Here is a 21,385-nt window from a genome sequence, read left to right on the forward strand (position 1 = left end):
ATAATGAGGTAATGTCGTGCACCATCTTCCCATCTTTTGTCAATTACGCGGTCGTGACTGCCTGCTGGTCGGTGGTGGCGATGTCGCAGAACGTAAAGCCCGATTACTGATGGAAGCCGGTGCGCGGCTCACCGTCAACGCCCTCGCCTTTGACCCACAATTTACCGTCTGGGCAAACGAAGGGATGCTGACGCTGGTGGAGGGGGCGTTTGATGAAACGCTGCTCGACACCACCTGGCTGGTGATTGCCGCCACGGATAATGAAACGGTCAACCAGCAGGTGAGCGACGCGGCGGAAGCCCGCCGTATCTTCTGTAATGTGGTGGATGCCCCGCAGGAAGCCAGCTTTATTATGCCGTCGATTATCGACCGCTCACCGCTGATGGTCGCCGTGTCATCAGGCGGCACGTCCCCGGTTCTCGCGCGCCTGCTGCGTGAAAAACTCGAAGCGGTTCTGCCTCAACATCTGGGTCAGCTCGCGGCGTTCGCCGGTAAATTGCGTAGCCGTGTGAAAACCCATTTTGCCAGCGTCGGCGAGCGTCGCCGTTTCTGGGAAAAACTCTTCGTCAACGATCGTCTGGCACAATCCCTGGCCAATAATGATGACAAAGCCGTTAACGCCATCACCGAACAACTGCTCAACGAGCCGCTGGATAAGCGCGGTGAAGTGGTGCTGGTTGGCGCGGGGCCAGGCGATGCCGGACTGTTAACGTTAAAGGGTCTGCAACAAATTCAGCAGGCGGATGTGGTGGTGTATGACCGCCTGGTCTCCGATGACATTATGAATCTGGTGCGACGCGACGCCGATCGTGTATTTGTCGGCAAACGTGCGGGCTACCACTGTGTGCCGCAGGAAGAAATCAACCAGATATTGCTGCGCGCGGCGCAATCCGGTAAACGCGTGGTACGTCTGAAAGGCGGCGACCCGTTTATCTTCGGGCGCGGTGGCGAAGAGCTGGAAACGCTGTGTCACGCGGGCATTCCGTTCTCCGTGGTGCCGGGCATTACTGCGGCGTCAGGCTGTTCCGCCTATTCCGGCATTCCGCTGACCCATCGCGATTACGCCCAGAGCGTGCGACTGATCACCGGGCATCTCAAAACCGGTGGTGAACTGGACTGGGAAAATCTGGCGGCAGAAAAGCAAACGCTGGTGTTCTATATGGGGCTAAATCAGGCTGCCACCATTCAGGCACAGTTAATCGCGCATGGGATGCCGACTGATATGCCGGTCGCGCTGGTAGAAAACGGCACTTCGATTAAGCAACGCGTGGTGAATGGCGCGCTCAGTGAACTAGGTGAACTGGCCACACAGGTCGAAAGCCCGGCGCTGATTATCGTGGGTCGCGTGGTCAGTCTGCGTGACAAACTGAACTGGTTCTCGAATTACTAAATAAAAAAGCCAGATGCTAAGCATCTGGCTTTTTTTACGCGTAACTTTTACGGTCTGCCGACAAAACCAATGGCTTTGTAGACCGCTTTCAGCGTTTCGGACGCCTGCGCGCTGGCTTTTTCTGCGCCTTCTTTCATGATTTTTTGCAGGAATGCTTCGTCATTACGATAGCGGTGATAACGCTCCTGCAGCTCAGTCAGCATGCCGGAAACGGCGTCTGCAACTTCACCTTTCAGATGGCCGTACATTTTGCCTTCAAAGTGCGCTTCCAGCTCAGGAATGCTCTGACCGGTGACACCAGAAAGAATATCCAGCAGGTTAGACACGCCCGCCTTCTCTTTCACATCGTAACGCACGACCGCAGGCTCGTCGGAGTCGGTCACGGCGCGCTTGATCTTCTTAACCACCGATTTCGGATCTTCCAGCAGGCCGATCACGTTGTTGCGGTTATCGTCAGACTTGGACATTTTCTTGGTCGGTTCGAGCAGAGACATCACGCGCGCACCGGATTTCGGAATAAACGGCTCAGGCACTTTAAACACATCGCCGTAAATGGCGTTAAAGCGCTGAGCGATATCACGGCTTAGTTCAAGGTGCTGTTTCTGATCTTCGCCTACCGGAACCTGATTGGTCTGATACAGCAGGATGTCGGCAGCCATCAGCACCGGGTAGTCGAACAGACCCGCGTTGATGTTCTCTGCGTAACGCGCTGATTTGTCTTTGAACTGCGTCATGCGGCTCAGTTCACCAAAGTAGGTGTAGCAGTTCAGCGCCCAGCCAAGCTGTGCGTGCTCCGGCACGTGAGACTGGACAAAGATCGTGCTCTTTTCAGGATCGATGCCGCACGCCAGATACAGCGCCAAAGTGTCGAGCGTCGCGTTATAGAGCTTTTCCGGGTCCTGACGCGCGGTGATGGCATGCAGGTCAACGATGCAATAGATGCAATGGTAGTCATCCTGCATGTTTACCCACTGACGCAGCGCACCCATATAGTTGCCAATGGTCAGTTCACCTGAGGGCTGTGCGCCGCTAAAGACGATGGGCTTAGTCATTTTTTTGTTCCTGATTTTCACTATGCGAAAGCCCGAAAATGGGCAATAAGTCTTTGAAATTATCGAACACATGGTCCGGCTCGCTTAACGCAATGGCTTCACCATAGTTATAGCCATAGGTCAGACCGACAGAGCAGCAGCCTGCGGCGCGAGCAGCCAGAATATCATTGCGGGAATCCCCCACAAAGAGCAGTGCCTGGGGTTCGATGCCTAATCTTTCAGCCACCAGCAGCAGCGGTTCCGGATGCGGTTTTTTGTTCTCAACGTCATCGCCGCCGATCACCACGCTAAAGTAGTGAGCGATATTCAGCGATTCCAGAATGGGAGCCACAAACGGCGTGGGCTTATTCGTCACCAGCGCCAGCGGCAACCCCTGTGAATGCAGAGCGGCCAGCGTCTGCTCAACGTCAGGAAACAGGAAACTGCCCTCTGTCACCACATCGGCATAATAGCGATCGAAGAGTTTACGCAGCATGCGCTGCTGTTCGTCTTCCGGGATATCCGCATGATCGACCGCAGGTTTACCCACGCTTGCACGCTGGGATGCCCGCTCCTGGCGCGACCAGCTCAGCGCACGCTGCATCATGACGTCGGCACCGTTGCCGATCCACGTCACTACACGCTCTTCGCCTGCCTGGGGTAACTCCAGCGCATAGAGCGCCATATCAACCGCGTGGGTTAAACCGGGTGCGCTGTCGACCAGCGTGCCATCAAGATCAAACGCCACGCCACGGATTGTCTGCATTTTATTCATGACTTACCTTTGCCAGTTCAGCGCGCATATCATCAATGACTTTTTTATAGTCTGGCTGATCGAAAATCGCGGAGCCCGCCACAAACATATCGGCACCGGCAGCAGCGATTTCACCAATGTTGCTCGCCTTCACGCCGCCGTCCACTTCGAGGCGAATGTCATAGCCGGACTCATCAATACGGCGGCGCACTTCACGCAGTTTATCCAGCGTGTGCGGAAGGAAAGACTGGCCGCCAAAACCTGGGTTAACGGACATCAGCAAGATCACATCCAGCTTGTCCATCACATAGTCCAGATAGCTCAGCGATGTGGCCGGATTAAACACCAGGCCCGCTTTACAGCCGTTCTCTTTGATCAGTTGCAGCGTGCGATCGACATGCTCAGAGGCTTCAGGATGAAACGTAATAATGCTGGCACCGGCGGCCGCAAAATCCGGCACCAGGCGGTCTACCGGTTTCACCATCAAATGCACATCGATGGGGGCAGTAATGCCGTAATTGCGCAGCGCTTTTAGCACCATCGGCCCGATAGTCAGGTTCGGCACATAGTGGTTATCCATCACGTCAAAGTGCACGACATCGCCACCGGCAGCCAGCGCTTTCTCGGTGTCTTCACCCAGGCGGGCAAAATCAGCCGACAGAATGGAAGGGGCAATTAAATACTGTTTCATCCGCATCTCCTTGAGAAGTTTAGCGGCGGGCGAAACGGCTCATGGGCGATACAGAGCCAGCAGTTCGTCCACCTTTTTACGTGTGCCGCCGTTGCTGCTAATGCTGCGTCGTACTTTTACCAAATGCCACTCAGCCTGGCGGTACCATTCACGGGTTAATGAGGTGTCGTGATTAGAAATGAGCACCGGGATCCGATCATTCTTCAGGCTTTCAGCAAGCGCGGCAAGATGCGCCTGCTGTTCAAGGCTAAAGCTGTTGGTGTGGTAGGCAGTGAAATTGGCGGTCGCAGACAGCGGCGCATAGGGCGGATCGCAATAGACCACCGTGTCTTTGTCTGCGCGCGCCATGCTGTCGGCATAAGATTCACAGAAGAAGAAAGCGTTTTGCGCTTTTTCAGCAAAGTGGTACAGCTCATCTTCCGGGAAATAAGGCTTCTTATAACGACCAAAAGGAACATTGAATTCACCACGTAAATTGTAGCGACACAGGCCGTTATAGCCGTGGCGGTTGAGGTATAAAAACAGCACGGCGCGACGCAATGGCTCGCGGCACTGATTAAACTCTTCCCGCAGTTGGTAATAGACTTCCGCCTGATTCGTTTCCGGGACGAACAGCGCGCGCGCGCACTGCACATACTCATCGGTACGTGTTTTTACGATGTCGTAAAGACTGATCAGGTCGCTGTTGATATCGGCGAGGATATAACGAGAAAAGTCGGTATTGAGAAATACCGACCCGGCTCCCACAAAGGGTTCAATAAGACACTCGCCCTCAGGCAAGTGCTTCTTGATATCATCAAGCAGGGGGTACTTGCCCCCTGCCCATTTTAGAAAAGCGCGATTCTTTTTCATGCTGACTGACTAATTACACCTTCTCCGGCTGTGGAAAAAGCTCCGACAGCATACTGCGCTTTTATCATTATTTAAGATCGGCCTGCACCTGGTGCAACGGCTTCGCCCATGGGTTTTTCGCCTGAACATCAGCGGGCAGCGTGGACACAGCGCGTTTAGCTTCATCTTTCGACGCGTAAACACCGGTGACCAGGACATACCAGGGCTGACCGTTACGGGAGGTCTGATAAACCACAAAGTTTTTCAGATTCTCTTTTTTAGCCCATGCATTCAGGTTGTTATAGTTGGATGAACTGCTCAACTGCAACGTGTAGTGGCTTGCTGGTGCTGATTTTAACGAACCCACGTTACCTGTCGAGCTGCCGCCAGACGCTGCGGGAGCGGTAGCCGCAGGCGCGCTCGCTGCCGGTTTAGCCGGTGCGCTGGTCGTGGCTTTTGGTTGCGTGACGGTCGGCGCAGGCGTTTGCGTTTTCACCGGGGCGCTTGCTACCGTTTCGCTACGCTTCGGTTGCGTCGGTACTGCTTTCGGTTCAGCACGCGGCGTTTGCGGTTTCGGCTCAATCACAGCCTGTTTGCGTTCGGTCGTGGTGCGCGGCGCGGTATGACGCGTGGTTTCTGCCGGTTCTGCAGGCTTCGCACTGCCGTTACGCAGCGGCGCGACGGTTGCCGGTTCAGTCGGTAATGTGGAGTTCACCGCCACATTATTAAGCTGATTCTGGCTTTCCGGCTGTGTCAGCGCGTTATTGAGATCGCCCTGCACTTCTACGCGCTGTTGACCTTCTGGCGTAGCAGGTGCCTGAGCTTCGGTTGGGGTCGATGAAATCGGCGGCAGCGTCACATCACGGGAAGCACCCGCCGTCTGTTCAGCAGAGGTGGTGCCCGGCGCAGGCTGAGTCGCGTTAGCCTGATCGGCAGCACTGCCAGCATTACCGGTATTACCGGTATTACCAGCATTACCCGACAGGTCGATGTTCTTTTCTGTAGAAGCCGTTTGCTCATCGGTGTTTTTGCTCACGGGCGCTTTCAGCGCAGAGCCAATACCAATAATGAGCACGATCAGCACCAGGATCCCGAGGCCAATCATCATGTACTGACGGGAGGCGGGTTTAGCGGCTGCGGCTTTTTTACGTTTGCGGGGACGGCGCTCTTCGCGCTCCTCATCCATTGAGTCAACGTCGTCATCTTCATAATCTTCGTCTTCACGCGGCTTGCGGGCACGCGCCGGACGACGATCGTCAGCATCCAGATCGACATCATCAAAATTGATCTGCGGCTCGCTATCGCGGTCAGAAGATTGACGAGAACGACCAGTACGACGATCGCTGGGATCGGGTTTCAGCTCGTCTTCTGGTTTGAATTCATCCATTTAACACCCCACTCATAGGCTAGTGCGACCACTTATGCTATGCACATCGCCCGAAGTTAAAACGCCACGGCAGGCCGTGGCCAGACCTTTCTAATTGAACGCTTACTGGCAATCAGCAATGGCGCTAAGAACCACGTCATGCGGAACGCCGCCGCGAACTTCGCTCTTGCCAATGGCAAGCGGGAGCACTAAGCGCATCTCGCCCGCCAGGACTTTTTTGTCTCGCATCATGTGAGGCAGGAACGCCTCACAGGACATCTCTTGCGGGCCACTGACCGGCAGACCTGCACGCTTGAGTAAAGTGATAATACGTTGTGTATCGGCTTTATCGAACTGACCAAGACGCTCTGAAACGTGCGCGGCCATGACCATACCTGCCGCTACCGCTTCGCCATGAAGCCAGTTGCCGTAGCCCATTTCCGCTTCGATAGCATGGCCAAAAGTATGTCCAAGGTTCAGTAAAGCACGTAAGCCCGTTTCGCGCTCGTCAGCCGCCACAACTTCGGCTTTTAGCTCACAGCAGCGGCGAATACAGTACGCCATCGCCGGGCCGTCGAGTCGCAGCAGGGCATCAAGATTTTCCTCAAGCCAGCAAAAGAACTCGCCGTCCAGAATGATGCCATATTTAATGACCTCAGCCAGACCTGAAGAGAGTTCACGTGCCGGAAGCGTAGACAGACAGTCGAGATCCACCACCACCGAAGCGGGCTGGTAGAACGCACCAATCATATTTTTGCCAAGAGGATGGTTGACGGCAGTTTTGCCCCCAACAGAGGAATCTACCTGCGAAAGAAGCGTGGTAGGCACCTGAATAAAGCGTACCCCGCGCTGATAGCTGGCGGCGGCGAATCCCGTAAGATCGCCAACCACACCGCCACCTAACGCGACGAGCGTTGTGTCACGCCCGTGAGGTTTTTGCAGTAAGGCTGTGAAGACTGTATCCAGTACCGTCAGGCTTTTATATTGTTCGCCGTCAGGCAGAACAACGCTATCTACGTTAATTCCCGCCTTTTCAAGAACCTGGCGGACTTTATCGAGATACAGCGGAGCCAGTGTCTCGTTAGTGACCAGCATGACCTGGTCGCCGGACTTCAACGGCAAGAAGGAAGCTGGATCGTTAAACAAGCCAGCCGCGATGGTGATAGGGTAACTACGTTCCCCAAGAGTGACGGTGATCCTCTCCATGACGCGACATCCACCTTAGTTGCTTAAACCCGCAGGCTTTGTAAGTAAGTCAGAATCAGTTGCTTTCCAGCATATTAATAATCTGGTTTGCGACCACTTTTGCGCTCTGGTCGTCAGTGCGAATGGTCACGTCAGCAATCTCTTCGTACAGCGGATTACGTTCGTTAGCCAGCGCTTCCAGTACTTCACGCGGAGGTGTATCCACTTGTAACAGCGGACGTTTTTTATCACGTTGAGTACGAGCCAGTTGCTTTTCGATAGTGGTTTCCAGATACACCACTACACCACGAGCGGAGAGACGATTACGGGTTTCGCGTGATTTCACAGAGCCGCCGCCAGTTGCCAGCACAATGCCCTGTTTTTCAGTCAGTTCATTAATGACTTTTTCTTCGCGATCGCGGAAACCTTCTTCACCTTCTACATCGAAGACCCAGCCCACATCAGCTCCGGTTCGTTTCTCAATCTCTTGATCAGAATCGTAAAATTCCATATTGAGTTGTTGAGCTAACTGACGCCCAATAGTGCTTTTGCCGGCACCCATAGGCCCAACCAGAAAGATATTGCGTTTCTCTGCCATTTTTTCGGTATTACTAAGACTATTCGTTAATGGTAAACCCGCTTCGCAGACACCCAGCGCAGCAGGACATGAACTGAAACCTCATATGGTGAGTTCGAGAATCAGACTGAAAATTATCTCAATACTCCGGCTTGTTTGGCAACTGAATAAATCACCAATCCTTCACAGAGGTCAATTGAGGTGTGACGGGACTACCTGACGCTCAAATCGGTACTCCTTGTAAGCTAATTCATCTCTCACGTCAAACACCTGAGTTCAGTTCAGCGCAAAAACCATCAAGTTTAGACCTTAAACGCCATTACTCATCCTGAATTGTCATAATATTTATAAAATCATTAATGCAGCGGCACGAGACGCGGCGTGATAAACACCACCAGTTCGCGCTTTTCGTTATCTTTACCGTCGTGGCGAAAGAGTTGCCCTACCCATGGAATGCTGCCCAACACCGGAATTTTATCGCTGGAGTTTTTCTTCTTTTGTTGGAAGATCCCACCCAATGCCAGCGTTTCGCCGCTTTTCACTTCCACCTGCGTTTCGATTTCCTGCTTATCAATAGCCAGTGTTTCTCCTTCGGCCTGCTGTAAAACCTGGCCGGGCATATTCTGGCTGATATGCAATTTCAGGCGCACGCGGCCCTCGCCGAGTACCGTTGGCGTCACTTCCATACCCAGTACCGCTTCTTTAAATTCCACGGACGTCGCGCCGCTTTCACCGCTGGACACCTGATAGGGAATTTCACTGCCCTGCTTAATGCTGGCCGGTTGCAGATGCGAGGCGAGCAGGCGCGGGCTGGCGATGATATCCAGCTTTTGCTCCTGTTCCAGCGCCGATAGCTCAAAATCCAGCATGCGTCCGTCAATGCGCCCGATGTTAAAGCCCACACGCGTTGTGGCGCTGGCGACAGACAAATCCGCGCTCATGGCCGCAACCTGCCCCACTTTACCGGGCGCGTCTGCCACCCCGTCGGCCAGATTCCACTTCACACCCAGTTCGCGCAGGCTCTTTTCATTAATAGTGACGATATGCGCCGCCAGTTCGACCTGCTCGACAGGCAGATCCATTTGCTCCGCCCAGAGCGTTAATGCTTTAAGCGCAGTTTGAGTGTCACGAAGCAACAGGCGATTGGTGCGTTTATCCACCGTCATGGTGCCTTTTGGGCTCAATAACTTTTCGCCTGCTTTGGCCAGTTCGCTGGCGTCAGCATAACGAAGCAGCAGGCTTTTACTGTGCAGCGGCAGATTGAGTTGCTGCTTTTCCCGCTCAGCCTGCAGGCTCGCCTGCTTTTGCTGCTGCCAGGCTTGTGAGTGGACATGCAAAACATTTCCCTGCTTATCCAGCGTCAGACCGGCACTGGCAATCACCGTTTCCAGCGCCTGCTTCCATGGCACGTTAACCAGATGGAGCGACAGCACACCGCTGACATCCGGCGAGACGACAAGGTTGTGTTTCTCCTGCTCAGCCAGCGTTTGCAGCACCTGCACCACGGGGACATCATCCACCACCAGCGTCACGGGCTTCGGTTTTTCCGCCTGCGCGTTGAGTGTGCTGCACACTATGACTCCCGCCACTATCCATCGCTTCATGTTGTTTTCCCTCTCGCTTCCATTGCCACTGTTGCGGTTCACAGCCCGCGCCAGTCATAAGATGAATCTCTTCTTCGGTGATCCGCTCAATCCGCCATCCTGCTGGCAAGACTTCACCCACGCCTACCCGCCGCCACGTTCCCGCCGCGTCCTTCACAATTCCTTTTGCCTGGTGTTGGGTGATGACCACGCCCTGATAGTGCCATTGTGTGAGTTGCGCCGACTGGCAGAGATCGGGCTGGGGTTTGAAGGGATCACGCATCCCGGTAAGTAGCCACAGCGCAACGGTGATCAGTAGCAGACGCTCAGGATTCATCGCCATTCTCCAGTTGCAGCGTCAAACTCAGCGCCTCGCCTTTGGGCTCCAGAGAAAACGCACTCACGTACATATTGCGCTGTGCAAGTTGTTCAAAAATGTCACCCACCCGTTCCCACTGCACCTCAAGCGCCATTTCGCCGCCGTTATTGCCGGGCTGCCAGCGTGTGAGTTGTGCCTGTGGATGCTGGAAATCGAGCGGGGTAAAGGCTTTTGTGACCTCCGCCGCGGCCTGTGTGTGAAGGGCCTGCCGCTGTTGTACGGCTTTCGGCCATTGCTCACGCACGGCGTGGCGCTGCGCAATAAGATGCTCACGCTGCTGGCCGAGCGCGCTCCAGGCCGGATACACGACGCTCCACCCGCTTAATAAAAGGAGGCTCAGAGTGAGCAGCAACCAGACGCCCACCCGACCACGGGCGGATAAGGCATACCAGTGTTCAAGGCTGCGGTTCATTGGCATCGCCCTTGATCAACTGATGGCTAAACTGCCAGCGACCTTCGGCATCACGCGCCGCGCTGCCTGCTTTACCGGCATGAAATCCAGGTAGCGCTTTAAGCCCCGACTCAAACTTTGCAAGCGCGTCAAAGGAGGTGGCGTAGCCTGCCAGCTCAAGTTTGCCCTGCTGGTAACGCAGCCCGGTCAGCCAGGCACGATCGGGCATTTGTCCGGCCAGATGCATCAGTGCGTGCTGCCAGTGACGCGTCGCCTGACGCTGTTTTTCATGGCGCTCATTAGTCTGCCTCTGTTTTTCCAGCGCCTGCCATTGCTGTTTTTGTGTCGCAAAAGCGTTCAGCAATGCGGCATCGGCCTGCGCAATGAGGGCGAGCATTTGCCGCTCAGCCTGGAGAACCTGACGGCAGGCGAACGCCGTCAGCAGGATAACGATCAGCGTCCCGACGAAGATCGCCGACCAGATATTCCGGCAACGCGTTTGCCGCTGGATGCGCCAGGGGAGAAGATTGACCGTATATGTCATCAGTACTGCGCCCCCAGCGCCAGGCCGATCGCCACGGCATACGCGTCACCGTTCGACGGTAACGGCGGCTGCCGATGGGGAATGGCGCACCAGGGATCAAACCCCGCCAGCGCATCCGGCACATTACAGACCTGCCCTTCAGACGCCTGCAACCCAAGCTGCCGGGCCAGTTCATCCAGCGATGGCGTGGTATCGCGGGCCTGCCTTCCCCAACTGTATCGCGTGGCCCACAGCCATTGCGTGCTGTCACGCCACGCCAGCCAGTTCGCAGGCGGAGAAAGGCCGGGAAGCAGCCGCTGTAGCGCGCAGGCATCCGGCGTGATGGCTGAGATATGAAGATGAAGGGATTCTGCCAGTTCAAGCAGAACCGCCACCTCTTTGCGTTGAGCCGCCGTGACGCTCCAGGCGTTTTTCAGCGTATCTTCCGCGTAATCGAAGCGCAGATCGGCGTGGGCCATTTCCAGCTCGCGGGCCAGCGTATTCGCCACCCACGATACCTGTTCCCGCTCGCGCAAACGCATGGCGGGCTGGGGGATTTTTCGTTGCAGCGTTCGTTCGGCAGGAAAAGCCAGCCGGATATGATGACGGCGCGGGAGCGTTTTGCTCCACGGCAGCAGGGTCATTGTCAGCTTTTCAGGCTGATTAATTTTCCCGTCGGCAATCACGCCCGGCTCCAGCGGGAGATGCCACCAGCGGCGCAACGCCCACTGCCCTTTTTCGCAGACCAGCGCGACGCCAAATACGCCATCCTGCTGAATATGAATACCTATTTGCCAGTGTCCAAATACCATAAATCGCGATCTCCCTATCGTTCGTCCAAATGACTGCTCTATCAATGCATCTGGCTTGCCTTTATACTACCGCGCGGTTGTTTATAAACTGCCCAAATGAAACTAAATGGGAAATCTCCGGTGAAGTTCGTAAAGTATTTATTGATCCTTGCAGTCTGTTGCATTCTGCTGGGAGCAGGCTCGATCTATGGCTTATATAAGTATATTGAGCCGCAACTACCTGATGTCACGACGCTCCGCGATGTGCGACTCCAGATCCCAATGCAGGTCTATAGCGCCGATGGCGAATTGATCGCGCAATTTGGCGAGAAGCGTCGCATTCCGCTGACTTTAGATGAAGTCCCGCCTGAAATGGTGAAAGCGTTTATTGCCACCGAAGACAGCCGCTTCTACGAGCATCATGGCGTCGATCCCGTGGGGATTTTCCGCGCGGCAAGCGTGGCGCTGATTAACGGCCACGCGTCCCAGGGGGCGAGTACCATTACGCAGCAACTGGCGCGTAACTTCTTCTTAAGCCCGGAACGCACCCTGATGCGTAAAATCAAAGAAGTGTTCCTTGCGATCCGCATTGAACAATTGATGAATAAAGACGAGATCCTCGAGCTTTATCTCAACAAAATTTATCTTGGCTATCGCGCTTACGGTGTGGGTTCAGCGGCGCAGGTTTATTTCGGCAAGTCCGTTGATCAACTGACGCTCAGTGAGATCGCCGTGATTGCCGGACTGCCAAAAGCACCGTCGACTTTTAACCCGCTCTATTCCTTAGATCGCGCGACCTCCCGCCGCAACGTGGTGCTGTCGCGTATGCTGAGCGAAGGCTACATCAGCCAGACGCAGTACGATCAGGCGCGCAGTGAAGCCATTGACGCCAACTATCATGCGCCGGAAATCGCCTTCTCCTCTCCGTATCTTTCTGAGATGGTGCGCCAGGAAATGCTCTCCCGCTACGGCGAAAAAGCCTATGAAGATGGCTACCGCGTTTACACCACCGTCACGCGCAAAGCCCAGCAGGCCGCGCAGCAGGCGGTGCGTAACAACGTGCTGGACTACGACATGCGCCATGGCTATCGCGGCCCGGCTAACGTGCTGTGGAAAGTGGGTGAAAGCGCGTGGGACAGTAAAAAAATCACCGATTCGTTAAAAGCGCTCCCCACTTACGGGCCGCTGTTGCCCGCCGTGGTCACCGACGCGAATCCGCAGGAAGCCACCGCGATGATGGCAGATGGCACGGCGGTTTCGCTGCGCATGGAAGGCATACGCTGGGCGCGCCCGTACCGCTCCGATACCGCTCAGGGCGCAACGCCGCGTAAAGTCACGGACGCGGTGCAGACCGGACAGCAAATCTGGGTTCGTCAGGTAGGCGACGCCTGGTGGCTGGCGCAGGTGCCGGATGTTAACTCAGCGCTGGTTTCCATTAATCCGCAAAATGGCGCGCTGATCGCGCTGGTGGGCGGCTTTGACTTCAACCAGAGCAAGTTTAACCGTGCCACCCAGGCGCTGCGTCAGGTCGGCTCGAATATCAAACCGTTCCTTTACACCGCTGCGATGGATAAAGGGCTGACGCTGGCCAGCATCCTCAATGATGTGCCAATTTCCCGCTGGGATGCTGGTGCCGGATCGGACTGGCAGCCGAAAAACTCCCCGGCGGAGTATGCCGGGCCAATCCGTTTACGTCAGGGCTTAGGCCAGTCGAAAAACGTGGTGATGGTGCGCGCCATGCGGGCCATGGGCGTGGATTATGCGGCGGAATATTTGCAGCGCTTCGGCTTCCCGGCACGCAATATCGTGCATACCGAATCCCTCGCGCTCGGTTCTGCCTCGTTTACCCCGCTACAGGTCGCGCGCGGCTACGCGGTAATGGCAAACGGCGGCTTCCTGGTCGATCCTTATTTCATCAATAAAATCGAAGACGGTCAGGGCAACGTCGTGTTTGAGGCGCGGCCTAAAGTCGCCTGCGCCGAGTGCGATATTCCGGTGATTTACGGCGAAACGCAGAAGTCCAACGTTCTGGAAAACCGGGATGTGGAAGATGTGGCTGTTTCGCAGGAGCAGCAGAACGCTGTTGTGCCGATGCCGCGACTGGAGCAGGCAAACCAGGCGCTGGTTGCGCAGACGGGCGTGACGGAATACGCGCCGCATGTGATCAACACGCCGCTGTCGTTTTTAATTAAGAGCGCGCTTAACAGTAATATCTTCGGCGAACCGGGCTGGCAAGGCACCGGCTGGCGCGCGGGGCGCGATCTGAAGCGTAACGATATCGGCGGCAAAACCGGCACCACCAACAGCTCGAAAGATGCGTGGTTCTCCGGCTACGGGCCGGGCGTTGTAACCTCTGTCTGGATTGGCTTTGACGATCACCGTCGCGATCTGGGCCGCACCACGGCGTCGGGAGCAATTAAAGATCAGATTTCAGGCTATGAAGGCGGGGCTAAAAGTGCCCAGCCTGCCTGGGATGACTTTATGAAACATGCCCTCGACGGGGTGCCGGAAGAGCCGTTAACGCCACCACCTGGCATCGTGAGCGTGAATATCGACCGCAGCAGCGGGCAGCTCGCCAATGGCGGAAATAGTCGTCAGGAGTATTTCATTGAAGGCACGCAGCCAACGCAGCAGGCGGTGCATGAAGTGGGTACGGTGATTATTGATGGTGGCGAGACGCACGAGTTGTTCTGATCGTAAACACCCCTCACCCCGGCCCTCTCCCCAGGGAGAGGGGGAAAGGCGGGATTGCCTCTCCCTCAGAGAGAGGCGGAAAGGCAAGTACGCACTCGATCGGTTCCCTCTCCCTCAGGGAGAGGGTTAGGGTGAGGGTGAATTAAAGCCGCCCCTGCCCTTTCAGCCATTCGCGCACCAGAAACAGCGCGCTGACATTACGGGCTTCATTGAAATCCGGATCTTCAAGTAAATCCATCAGATGAGCGATCGGCCAGCGCACCTGCGGCAGCGGTTCAGGCTCATCCCCTTCCAGCGATTCCGGGTACAAATCTTCCGCCACCACAATGTTCATTTTGCTTGAGAAGTAGGACGGTGCCATGCTGAGTTTTTTCAGGAAGGTGAGTTCCTTCGCGCCAAAACCCACTTCTTCTTTTAGCTCACGGTTCGCCGCGTCGTAGACGCTTTCACCCGGATCGATAAGCCCTTTCGAAAAGCCCAGTTCGTAGGCTTCAATCCCCACGGCATATTCGCGAATTAAAATCAGATGGTCATCAACGATGGGCACAATCATTACGGCTTCACGCGTAGAGGGACGCATACGCTCGTACACGCGGCGGACGCCGTTGCTAAATTCCAGGTCCACGCTTTCGACGTTAAACAATCGTGACTTCGCGACCGTTTCAACGTTAAGAATGGTGGGTTTTTGCAATGATTTGCTCATGATGGTCAGTCTTTACAGTGAAAACTGCGGTTATTGTGCGGTATACCGCACGGTTTCGGCAATGTGATTTGCTTCTGATTTACATTTTTGTAACCTATCTTAACTCATTCCCCATTTCACTAAAAAAGTCAAGGGGTTGAATTAAAACTAGGAATTTGCTGATTTTTTGCGGTAACCGGCTTTGCTACTATCGCGTGCGCTGTGAGCAGGGGCTTAAAAACGTACAATTACCTCGCTCGTCGGTTGCCATTGACGTGATGTCGTATCTTTATAAAGGTGCTACGAAATACACCTCTGTAAGAAAAAGTAAGATGGGGAAAGCATGAGCACCATTTTGATTTTTTTCGCTGCTTGGCTTGCCTGCGCCCTTCTTGCGGGGTGGTTCTTCCGGCGGCGGAAAAAGCGCCTTTACCGGCTGCCAAACCTGCAGGCTTTTGCTGAAGCCGCAACGCGCAAGTTGACCAGTGATGAGCGCAGCGCAATTGAAAGCTATCTCGATACTCTTTCCCGTACGCTTGAAGTGCCGGGGCCGACCGGGGCGACGACGCCACCGGTGGCGATGGCGTTAAACGCGCAAAGCGACACGGTTCTTGCCGTGACGCACTCCATTACCCGTTACGGTATCAACACCGACGATCTCAATAAGTGGCGCTACTATCTGGATGCGGTCGAAGTGCATCTGCCGCCGTTTTGGGAGCAGTACATCACCGATGAAAATACCGTCGAGCTGATCCGCACCGACACGCTGCCGCTGGTGATTTCCCTTAATGGTCATACGTTAAGTGAATACATGCAGGAGATGCGCGGCTACTCGCTCGAGCTGCAATCCGTCACTCAGGCGTCCATTCGCGGTGAAGAAAGCGAGCAGATTGAGCTGTTAAATATCCGTCAGGAAACCCGTGAAGAATATGCGCTAAGCCGCCCGGACGGTCTGCGCGAAGCGCTGCTCATCAGCCTCTCTTTCCTGCTGTTTTTCTTCTGTCTCGTCACGCCAAATGTCTTCGTCCCCTGGATGGCGGGCGGCGCGATCCTGCTGCTGGCCGCCGGTCTTTGGGGACTCTTTGCGCCCCCGGCCAAAAATACCCTGCGTGAAATCCACTGCCTGCGTGGCACACCCAAGCGCTGGGGGCTGTTTGGCGAAAACGATCAGGAGCAGATCAATAATATTTCACTGGGCATTATCGACCTGATTTATCCGCGCCACTGGCAGCCTTACCTCGCTCAGGATTTGGGCCAGCAGACGGATATCGATATTTATCTCGACCGCCACGTTGTCCGTCAGGGGCGCTTTTTGTCTCTGCATGACGAGGCCACTCATTTCCCGCTGCAACACTGGCTGCGCAGTGCGGTGATTGCCGTCGGCGCGCTTATGGTACTGGCGATGCTGATTATCTGGGTGCCGCTGGACATGCCGATTAAATTCACCGTTTCCTGGATGAAAGGCGCGCAAACCATTGAAGCCACCAGCGTCGGTGAGCTTGAGTCTGTCTCGCTGCGCGTCGGTGATACCTTACGCATCCGTGGAACCGGGATGTGTAACATTCACGCCCAAAATAACTGGACCCGGCAGCAGGAATCGCCGTTTGCCCCCTTCGACTGCTCGCAGATTATCTGGAATAACGCGCCAGTCCTGCCGTTACCGGAATCAGAAACGGTCAACAAAGCCAACGCGCTTATTCAGGCGGTGAATCGCCAGCTCCATCCACAAACGGAAGACGATTCACGCGTCAGCGCCGCCCTGCGTTCCGCGATCCAAAAATCGGGAATGGTATTGCTGGATGATTTTGCCGACATCGTATTGAGAACGGAGGATCTTTGCTCCGTCGAAGATGAATGCCTGCGACTGAAAAATGCGCTGGTGAACCTCGGTAATACCAAAGACTGGGAAGCGCTGACGCGCCGCGCCAGCACCGGAAAACTTAGCGGCGTCAATGTGTTGCTGCGCCCGGTGAGCGCGGAGTCGCTGGATAATCTGGTGACCACCTCCACCGCGCCATTCATTACCCGCGAAACCACCCGCGCCGCGCAGTCTCTCAATAGCCCGGCACCTGGCGGATTTTTGATTACCAGCGAGGAAGGCAGCGAGTTAGTGGATCAGCCCTGGCCGCCTGTCGCCCTGTATGACTATCCGGCTAAAGATCAGTGGAATGAGTTCCAGCGGCTGGCGCAAATGCTGATGCAGACGCCGTTCAGCGCCGAGGGGATCATCACTAATCTTTATACTGACGCCAACGGCACCCGCCATATCAGTCTGCACCGGATGCCGGACAGCGCGGGCCTGTGGCGTTATACCGGCACCGCCCTGCTGCTGCTGGCGATGATCGTGTGCAGCCTCTACAACGGTATTCAGGCGATTCGCCGCTTCCACCGCCATCGCTCGCGCCTGGCGGACATTCAGAACTATTACGATAGCTGCCTGAATCCCACGCTTATCGCCGCTCCGGATAACATTCTCTGATAAAATCCGCGCGCGACGCCCATGCGCTCGCGCTCGTTTTTCTGGCTGGAGTTTTCTATGCATATTGATATCGACTGGCAAAACGTAGATACCGTTTTGCTGGACATGGACGGCACGCTTCTCGATCTCGCGTTTGATAACGACTTCTGGCAAAGGCTGGTGCCGGAAACCTACGGCGCTAAACTTGGGATTACGGCGCAGGAAGCGCAGGCGCTTATCAGCCAGGAGTATCACGCCGTCCAGCATACGCTAAACTGGTACTGTCTGGATTACTGGAGCGAACGGCTCGGGCTGGATATCTGCGCGATGACCACCGCCGAAGGCCCGCGCGCCGTCCTGCGCGAAGATACCGTGCCGTTCCTGGATGCGCTTAAAGCCTGTGGAAAACGCCGCATATTGCTCACCAACGCGCATCCGCACAATCTGGCCGTGAAGCTGACGCATACGGGTCTCGCCTCACACCTTGATTTATTACTTTCCACCCACACATTTAGCTTTCCAAAAGAGGATCAGCGATTGTGGCACGCCGTGCAGCAGGAAACCGGGTTCAATCCTGAACGGACGCTGTTTATTGACGACAGCGAACCGATCCTGGATGCGGCTGCTAAATTTGGTATTCGTTACTGTCTGGGCATTACCAACCCGGACTCCGGCATGGCTGAAAAAAGTTATCAGCGCCATCCGGGGCTGAACGACTACCGCCACCTGCTCCCATGGCTCGGTGTAAAGGAGACGCGATGAAAGAAAAACCGGCACAAGAGGTTCGTCTGGATAAATGGCTCTGGGCCGCGCGCTTTTACAAAACCCGGGCGCTGTCACGCGAGATGATCGAAGGCGGTAAAGTGCATTACAACGGACAGCGCACCAAACCGAGCAAAATCGTTGAGCTGAATGCCCGGCTGACGCTACGCCAGGGAAACGACGAGCGCACGGTGATCGTGAAAGCGATTACCGAGCAGCGGCGTCCGGCGAGCGAGGCGGTGGAACTGTACGAAGAAACGGCAGAAAGCGTTGAAAAACGTGAAAAAATTGCGTTAGCGCGCAAGATGAACGCGTTAACCATGCCGCACCCTGATCGGCGTCCGGATAAGAAAGAACGCCGCGATTTGATGAAATTTAAATATGGTGAAGACGAATAACGTTCACCCTAAGACGAGATGACTATGGCCCAACACGACCAATTACACCGCTACCTGTTTGAAAACTACGCCGTTCGCGGCGAACTGGTCACGGTATCCGAGAGCCTGCAACAGATCCTCGAAAATCACAGCTACCCGCAACCGGTGAAAACCATTCTTGCTGAGCTGCTGGTTGCCACCAGCTTACTGACCGCCACGCTGAAATTTGCCGGGGATATTACCGTGCAGTTGCAGGGCGACGGGCCGATGAGCCTGGCGGTGATTAACGGCAATAACCGCCAGCAGATGCGCGGCGTGGCGCGCGTGCAGGGTGAGATTGCCGATGATGCCGATCTGAAAACGCTGGTAGGTAACGGCTTTTTAGTCATCACCATCACCCCGGAAGAAGGCGAGCGCTATCAGGGCGTGGTCGGTCTGGAAGGTGATACGCTGGCCGCCTGCCTGGAAGATTACTTCATGCGTTCCGAGCAGTTGCCGACGCGTCTGTTTATCCGCACCGGCGAGGTGGAAGGAAAACTGGCGGCAGGCGGAATGCTGTTGCAGGTGTTGCCCGCGCAGGATACTCAGGTGAACGACTTTGAGCATCTGGCGACGCTGACCGACACCATTAAAACGGAAGAGTTGTTAACCCTCCCGGCTAACGATGTGCTGTGGCGTCTGTATCACGAAGAAGAAGTGACGCTCTACGATCCGCAGGATGTGGAATTCAAATGCACCTGCTCACGCGAGCGTTGTGCCGGGGCGCTGAAAACGCTGCCTGATGAAGAAATCGACAGCATTGTCGCTGAAGAAGGCGAAATCGACATGCATTGCGATTACTGCGGCAATCACTATCTGTTCAACGCGATGGATATTGCCGAGATCCGCAATAACGCCTCCCCTGCCGATCCGCAACTGCATTAATCCCTGACGCCCGGCAGACTACTGCCGGGCTGTCATTTGCGCTAATTGCTGTAATGAATATCGAGTTGTTCATCACCCACGCGCAGATCCTGCCAGACTTTAGGTTGCACGGTTAACCTGCCGCTGGCCGCGGCGCTAAGCACCTCTTCTTTGGTCAAATTATTCGGCAGCGACGACCAGCCGTTGTTGACCCATTTCGCCTCATGGAAGCGATAAACCTGCATCTCCCCGGCACCAAAGGCGAAAAGCACCCACTCGGGCTGACCATCGCCGTTCAGATCCTGATTGATCAGCAGGCATGAAGCCGGTTCTGAACATGAACGGAAGCTGTACCTGCCGCTCTCTGCGGCATCTTTCCAGAAAGCAGCCTCAGGTGGCTTTGAGCCCGGTGCTATCTCAATATTTTTTATCAGCGTCTCCACCATCGTACCGTTATCAACACTGGAGAAGCCGGTCAAAAGCGAATTCAACTCCTTTTTACGCTTTGCGGATTTGATAAATTCCTTATCTTTATGTAGCGCGACCAGCGCATCCCGTCCCGGCTTACGGCTGTGATCGAGCATATACAGACTGACCTCATCCGCCGTGATTTTACCGCTGTGATAGCGCGCCATATGGCTGTTAACGCCGATGCGCCAGGGATCGAGCACAGGCGTGTGCAGCAAAAACAGTATTGCGCAGGCGAGCAGCGAAACCCCCTGGTTTACCTTCCCCTGGAAGTGAATCGGATTGGCCCGGCGCTTGATAATGCTCACCAGATATCCCAGCGACCAGACCAGAAGCACCAGCACCACCAGCACGCCGTAGATACGTGACGCCGACCAGCCGTGCTGATGAACCCGCAACGCCAGCGCCCAGCCCGCGATCAGCACATACACCGGCGCGATAAGCAGCGACACTTTCACCACGCAGCGCAGCACGGGCGGATAAGGCAGCCATTCCCGCTGCGGATCTCTGACAATCGCCATCAGCAATAGCAGCAGCATCGCCAGCGTGGATAACAAACCCGCCGCCGAAACGTGACCGGAAATAGCCTGTAAGCCGGTAAAAGGTAGCGTGACGATAAACATCAGCGCCAGCAGCGACACCATCGGCAGCAGGCCAATGCCAATAAAGGTCAGCAGTTTTTGTACTGCGGCAACCAGCCGGAACTGCGTGCGGGCCAGAATCACCGCAAGGGCACCGATCGTCCCAATGGCTATGCAGGCAAACCAGTCGGTATCGAAGAACAGCCGGTCAAAGAAGGTGATCCCCACCAGCTCAAAGAGCCTGCTCCACAACAACAGCACCAGCCAGACCAGGCCGTTAATGAATAAACAGACCAGCAGCGTGAGCGCGTTCAGCCACATCCGGGCGTAAAACTGGGAATAACGCGCCACACCTTGCTGCGCATTAAGCCGATGCTGTAGCCAGGGCAGCCCAAGAAGTGCCATACAAAGCAGTTGCCAGCCGAAGATCCAGAGTGCCTCTTCAACGCGCCATTGACTCAGACCGGTAAGATCCTGTTTCAGCCAATAGCTCATCGCCAGCACGAGCGCGGCAATTGCCGCCAGCCAGCCCCAGAGTGCGCGTTGTTTAAAGGACACCACCGTCAGCAACAGGATGGATGAAATCGCCAGCGACGCGGGCAATCCATAAAACAACCAGTCGTGATTAACGGGGGCCAGCCAGTTAAACAAGACATAGCACACCAGTCCTTGCAGCAAACCCGTGACCATCATGCCCCAGCGCGTCGCACGTGAAAGCGCCGTACTCTGCATTCCACTATCCATGTCATATTCCTGAAAACGAGTCGAAAGGCGATTATCGCACTGGATCGGGGTTCCTGTGAGGCGTGGGTGGGTTTTCAGACATTAAGCCGGTGAAGTGGATCGATTTAACGTGTAGGACTTACGAAATTTACTTTCATGAATGCGATTACACTCACAAAGTAACCGACAAATCTGCTGCCTCCCGCCATTTTAGGAACGTTTGCGTCATACCCACGCGCAAAACA

General features: G+C 55.3%; 20 protein-coding genes. 6 read left to right on the plus strand and 14 right to left on the minus strand.

What is annotated here, in order from left to right; translation table 11 throughout:
- The first annotated feature begins 16 nt into the window (after positions 1-16).
- A complete protein-coding gene (cysG, locus tag BM373_RS17005) occupies positions 17-1,390 on the plus strand; it encodes a siroheme synthase CysG (protein ID WP_090463990.1) in 1,374 nt (457 codons plus the stop codon).
- A gap of 47 nt (positions 1,391-1,437) precedes the next feature.
- Here the strand turns inward: cysG and trpS are convergent, their stop codons facing one another.
- The 12 genes from trpS to BM373_RS17070 all read right to left on the minus strand — a co-directional run bounded on the left by trpS (position 1,438) and on the right by BM373_RS17070 (position 11,513).
- Positions 1,438-2,442, minus strand: coding sequence for a tryptophan--tRNA ligase (gene trpS / locus BM373_RS17010; RefSeq protein WP_090463993.1), 1,005 nt, complete (start codon positions 2,440-2,442; stop codon positions 1,438-1,440).
- Complete coding sequence (gph, locus tag BM373_RS17015; protein ID WP_090463996.1) at positions 2,435-3,196, minus strand: phosphoglycolate phosphatase; 762 nt, start codon at positions 3,194-3,196, stop codon at positions 2,435-2,437. The genes trpS and gph overlap by 8 nt, the downstream gene beginning before the upstream one ends.
- The gene (gene rpe / locus BM373_RS17020) at positions 3,189-3,866 is read right to left on the minus strand and encodes a ribulose-phosphate 3-epimerase (protein WP_090464000.1); all 678 of its coding nucleotides are present in this window, start codon (positions 3,864-3,866) and stop codon (positions 3,189-3,191) included. The genes gph and rpe overlap by 8 nt, the downstream gene beginning before the upstream one ends.
- 39 nt (positions 3,867-3,905) lie before the next feature.
- On the minus strand, positions 3,906-4,718 hold the full coding sequence (gene dam, locus BM373_RS17025; protein WP_090464004.1) for an adenine-specific DNA-methyltransferase: 813 nt from the start codon (positions 4,716-4,718) through the stop codon (positions 3,906-3,908).
- Positions 4,719-4,785: 67 nt separating this feature from the next.
- Positions 4,786-6,084: a cell division protein DamX gene (damX, locus tag BM373_RS17030; RefSeq protein WP_090464007.1), complete on the minus strand. Its 1,299-nt coding sequence runs from the start codon at positions 6,082-6,084 to the stop codon at positions 4,786-4,788.
- A 102-nt stretch (positions 6,085-6,186) separates the two neighbouring features.
- Positions 6,187-7,269, minus strand: coding sequence for a 3-dehydroquinate synthase (gene aroB, locus BM373_RS17035; protein ID WP_090464010.1), 1,083 nt, complete (start codon positions 7,267-7,269; stop codon positions 6,187-6,189).
- A gap of 55 nt (positions 7,270-7,324) precedes the next feature.
- Positions 7,325-7,846 (minus strand): shikimate kinase AroK, encoded by a 522-nt coding sequence (gene aroK, locus BM373_RS17040; RefSeq protein ID WP_090464013.1) that lies wholly within the window; start codon positions 7,844-7,846, stop codon positions 7,325-7,327.
- Positions 7,847-8,181: 335 nt separating this feature from the next.
- Complete coding sequence (hofQ, locus tag BM373_RS17050) at positions 8,182-9,429, minus strand: DNA uptake porin HofQ (RefSeq protein ID WP_090464016.1); 1,248 nt, start codon at positions 9,427-9,429, stop codon at positions 8,182-8,184.
- The gene (locus BM373_RS17055; protein WP_090464019.1) at positions 9,338-9,745 is read right to left on the minus strand and encodes a HofP DNA utilization family protein; all 408 of its coding nucleotides are present in this window, start codon (positions 9,743-9,745) and stop codon (positions 9,338-9,340) included. The genes hofQ and BM373_RS17055 overlap by 92 nt, the downstream gene beginning before the upstream one ends.
- On the minus strand, positions 9,735-10,199 hold the full coding sequence (locus tag BM373_RS17060) for a HofO family protein (protein ID WP_090464022.1): 465 nt from the start codon (positions 10,197-10,199) through the stop codon (positions 9,735-9,737). Before BM373_RS17060 ends, BM373_RS17055 begins: the two co-directional genes overlap by 11 nt.
- Entirely contained in the window at positions 10,183-10,722 is a 540-nt protein-coding gene (locus tag BM373_RS17065) for a PilN domain-containing protein (protein ID WP_090464026.1), read from the minus strand. Before BM373_RS17065 ends, BM373_RS17060 begins: the two co-directional genes overlap by 17 nt.
- Positions 10,722-11,513: a type IV pilus biogenesis protein PilM gene (locus BM373_RS17070; RefSeq protein WP_090464029.1), complete on the minus strand. Its 792-nt coding sequence runs from the start codon at positions 11,511-11,513 to the stop codon at positions 10,722-10,724. The genes BM373_RS17065 and BM373_RS17070 overlap by 1 nt, the downstream gene beginning before the upstream one ends.
- A gap of 120 nt (positions 11,514-11,633) precedes the next feature.
- Between BM373_RS17070 and mrcA the strand changes: the two genes are divergently transcribed.
- On the plus strand, positions 11,634-14,186 hold the full coding sequence (mrcA, locus tag BM373_RS17075; RefSeq protein ID WP_177220166.1) for a peptidoglycan glycosyltransferase/peptidoglycan DD-transpeptidase MrcA: 2,553 nt from the start codon (positions 11,634-11,636) through the stop codon (positions 14,184-14,186).
- Positions 14,187-14,328: 142 nt separating this feature from the next.
- Here the strand turns inward: mrcA and nudE are convergent, their stop codons facing one another.
- Entirely contained in the window at positions 14,329-14,889 is a 561-nt protein-coding gene (nudE, locus tag BM373_RS17080) for an ADP compounds hydrolase NudE (RefSeq protein WP_090464035.1), read from the minus strand.
- 322 nt (positions 14,890-15,211) lie between these two features.
- On the opposite strand from nudE, the gene BM373_RS17085 reads away from it, so the two are divergent.
- Genes BM373_RS17085 through hslO form a run of 4 tightly spaced genes read left to right on the plus strand, consistent with a single transcriptional unit; the run spans position 15,212 to position 19,389 of the window.
- On the plus strand, positions 15,212-17,347 hold the full coding sequence (locus BM373_RS17085; RefSeq protein WP_090464038.1) for an intracellular growth attenuator family protein: 2,136 nt from the start codon (positions 15,212-15,214) through the stop codon (positions 17,345-17,347).
- 57 nt (positions 17,348-17,404) lie between these two features.
- Positions 17,405-18,088 carry a GMP/IMP nucleotidase gene (gene yrfG, locus BM373_RS17090; protein WP_090464350.1) on the plus strand — a complete coding sequence of 228 codons (684 nt, stop codon included), beginning with the start codon at positions 17,405-17,407 and terminating at the stop codon, positions 18,086-18,088.
- On the plus strand, positions 18,085-18,486 hold the full coding sequence (hslR, locus tag BM373_RS17095; RefSeq protein ID WP_090464041.1) for a ribosome-associated heat shock protein Hsp15: 402 nt from the start codon (positions 18,085-18,087) through the stop codon (positions 18,484-18,486). The genes yrfG and hslR overlap by 4 nt, the downstream gene beginning before the upstream one ends.
- 24 nt (positions 18,487-18,510) lie before the next feature.
- Entirely contained in the window at positions 18,511-19,389 is an 879-nt protein-coding gene (gene hslO, locus BM373_RS17100) for an Hsp33 family molecular chaperone HslO (protein ID WP_090464044.1), read from the plus strand.
- A gap of 41 nt (positions 19,390-19,430) precedes the next feature.
- Here hslO and BM373_RS17105 read toward each other — a convergent pair whose 3' ends face one another.
- The gene (locus BM373_RS17105) at positions 19,431-21,149 is read right to left on the minus strand and encodes a DUF4153 domain-containing protein (RefSeq protein WP_090464353.1); all 1,719 of its coding nucleotides are present in this window, start codon (positions 21,147-21,149) and stop codon (positions 19,431-19,433) included.
- Positions 21,150-21,385: the final 236 nt, after the last annotated feature.

This window comes from Enterobacter sp. kpr-6 (assembly GCF_900116015.1).
GTDB lineage: Bacteria > Pseudomonadota > Gammaproteobacteria > Enterobacterales > Enterobacteriaceae > Enterobacter_D.

Bases quoted from the DNA above. Each gene is read 5' to 3' on its own strand.
- BM373_RS17105 (WP_090464353.1), bottom strand. From the start codon at position 21,149: ATGCAGAGTACGGCGCTTTCACGTGCGACGCGCTGGGGCATGATGGTC.
- rpe (WP_090464000.1), bottom strand. From the start codon at position 3,866: ATGAAACAGTATTTAATTGCCCCTTCCATTCTGTCGGCTGATTTTGCC.
- aroB (WP_090464010.1), bottom strand. From the start codon at position 7,269: ATGGAGAGGATCACCGTCACTCTTGGGGAACGTAGTTACCCTATCACC.
- nudE (WP_090464035.1), bottom strand. From the start codon at position 14,889: ATGAGCAAATCATTGCAAAAACCCACCATTCTTAACGTTGAAACGGTC.
- damX (WP_090464007.1), bottom strand. From the start codon at position 6,084: ATGGATGAATTCAAACCAGAAGACGAGCTGAAACCCGATCCCAGCGAT.
- BM373_RS17065 (WP_090464026.1), bottom strand. From the start codon at position 10,722: ATGACATATACGGTCAATCTTCTCCCCTGGCGCATCCAGCGGCAAACG.
- dam (WP_090464004.1), bottom strand. From the start codon at position 4,718: ATGAAAAAGAATCGCGCTTTTCTAAAATGGGCAGGGGGCAAGTACCCC.
- trpS (WP_090463993.1), bottom strand. From the start codon at position 2,442: ATGACTAAGCCCATCGTCTTTAGCGGCGCACAGCCCTCAGGTGAACTG.
- hofQ (WP_090464016.1), bottom strand. From the start codon at position 9,429: ATGAAGCGATGGATAGTGGCGGGAGTCATAGTGTGCAGCACACTCAAC.
- yrfG (WP_090464350.1), top strand. From the start codon at position 17,405: ATGCATATTGATATCGACTGGCAAAACGTAGATACCGTTTTGCTGGAC.
- BM373_RS17060 (WP_090464022.1), bottom strand. From the start codon at position 10,199: ATGAACCGCAGCCTTGAACACTGGTATGCCTTATCCGCCCGTGGTCGG.
- BM373_RS17070 (WP_090464029.1), bottom strand. From the start codon at position 11,513: ATGGTATTTGGACACTGGCAAATAGGTATTCATATTCAGCAGGATGGC.
- hslR (WP_090464041.1), top strand. From the start codon at position 18,085: ATGAAAGAAAAACCGGCACAAGAGGTTCGTCTGGATAAATGGCTCTGG.
- hslO (WP_090464044.1), top strand. From the start codon at position 18,511: ATGGCCCAACACGACCAATTACACCGCTACCTGTTTGAAAACTACGCC.
- BM373_RS17085 (WP_090464038.1), top strand. From the start codon at position 15,212: ATGAGCACCATTTTGATTTTTTTCGCTGCTTGGCTTGCCTGCGCCCTT.
- aroK (WP_090464013.1), bottom strand. From the start codon at position 7,846: ATGGCAGAGAAACGCAATATCTTTCTGGTTGGGCCTATGGGTGCCGGC.
- BM373_RS17055 (WP_090464019.1), bottom strand. From the start codon at position 9,745: ATGAATCCTGAGCGTCTGCTACTGATCACCGTTGCGCTGTGGCTACTT.
- gph (WP_090463996.1), bottom strand. From the start codon at position 3,196: ATGAATAAAATGCAGACAATCCGTGGCGTGGCGTTTGATCTTGATGGC.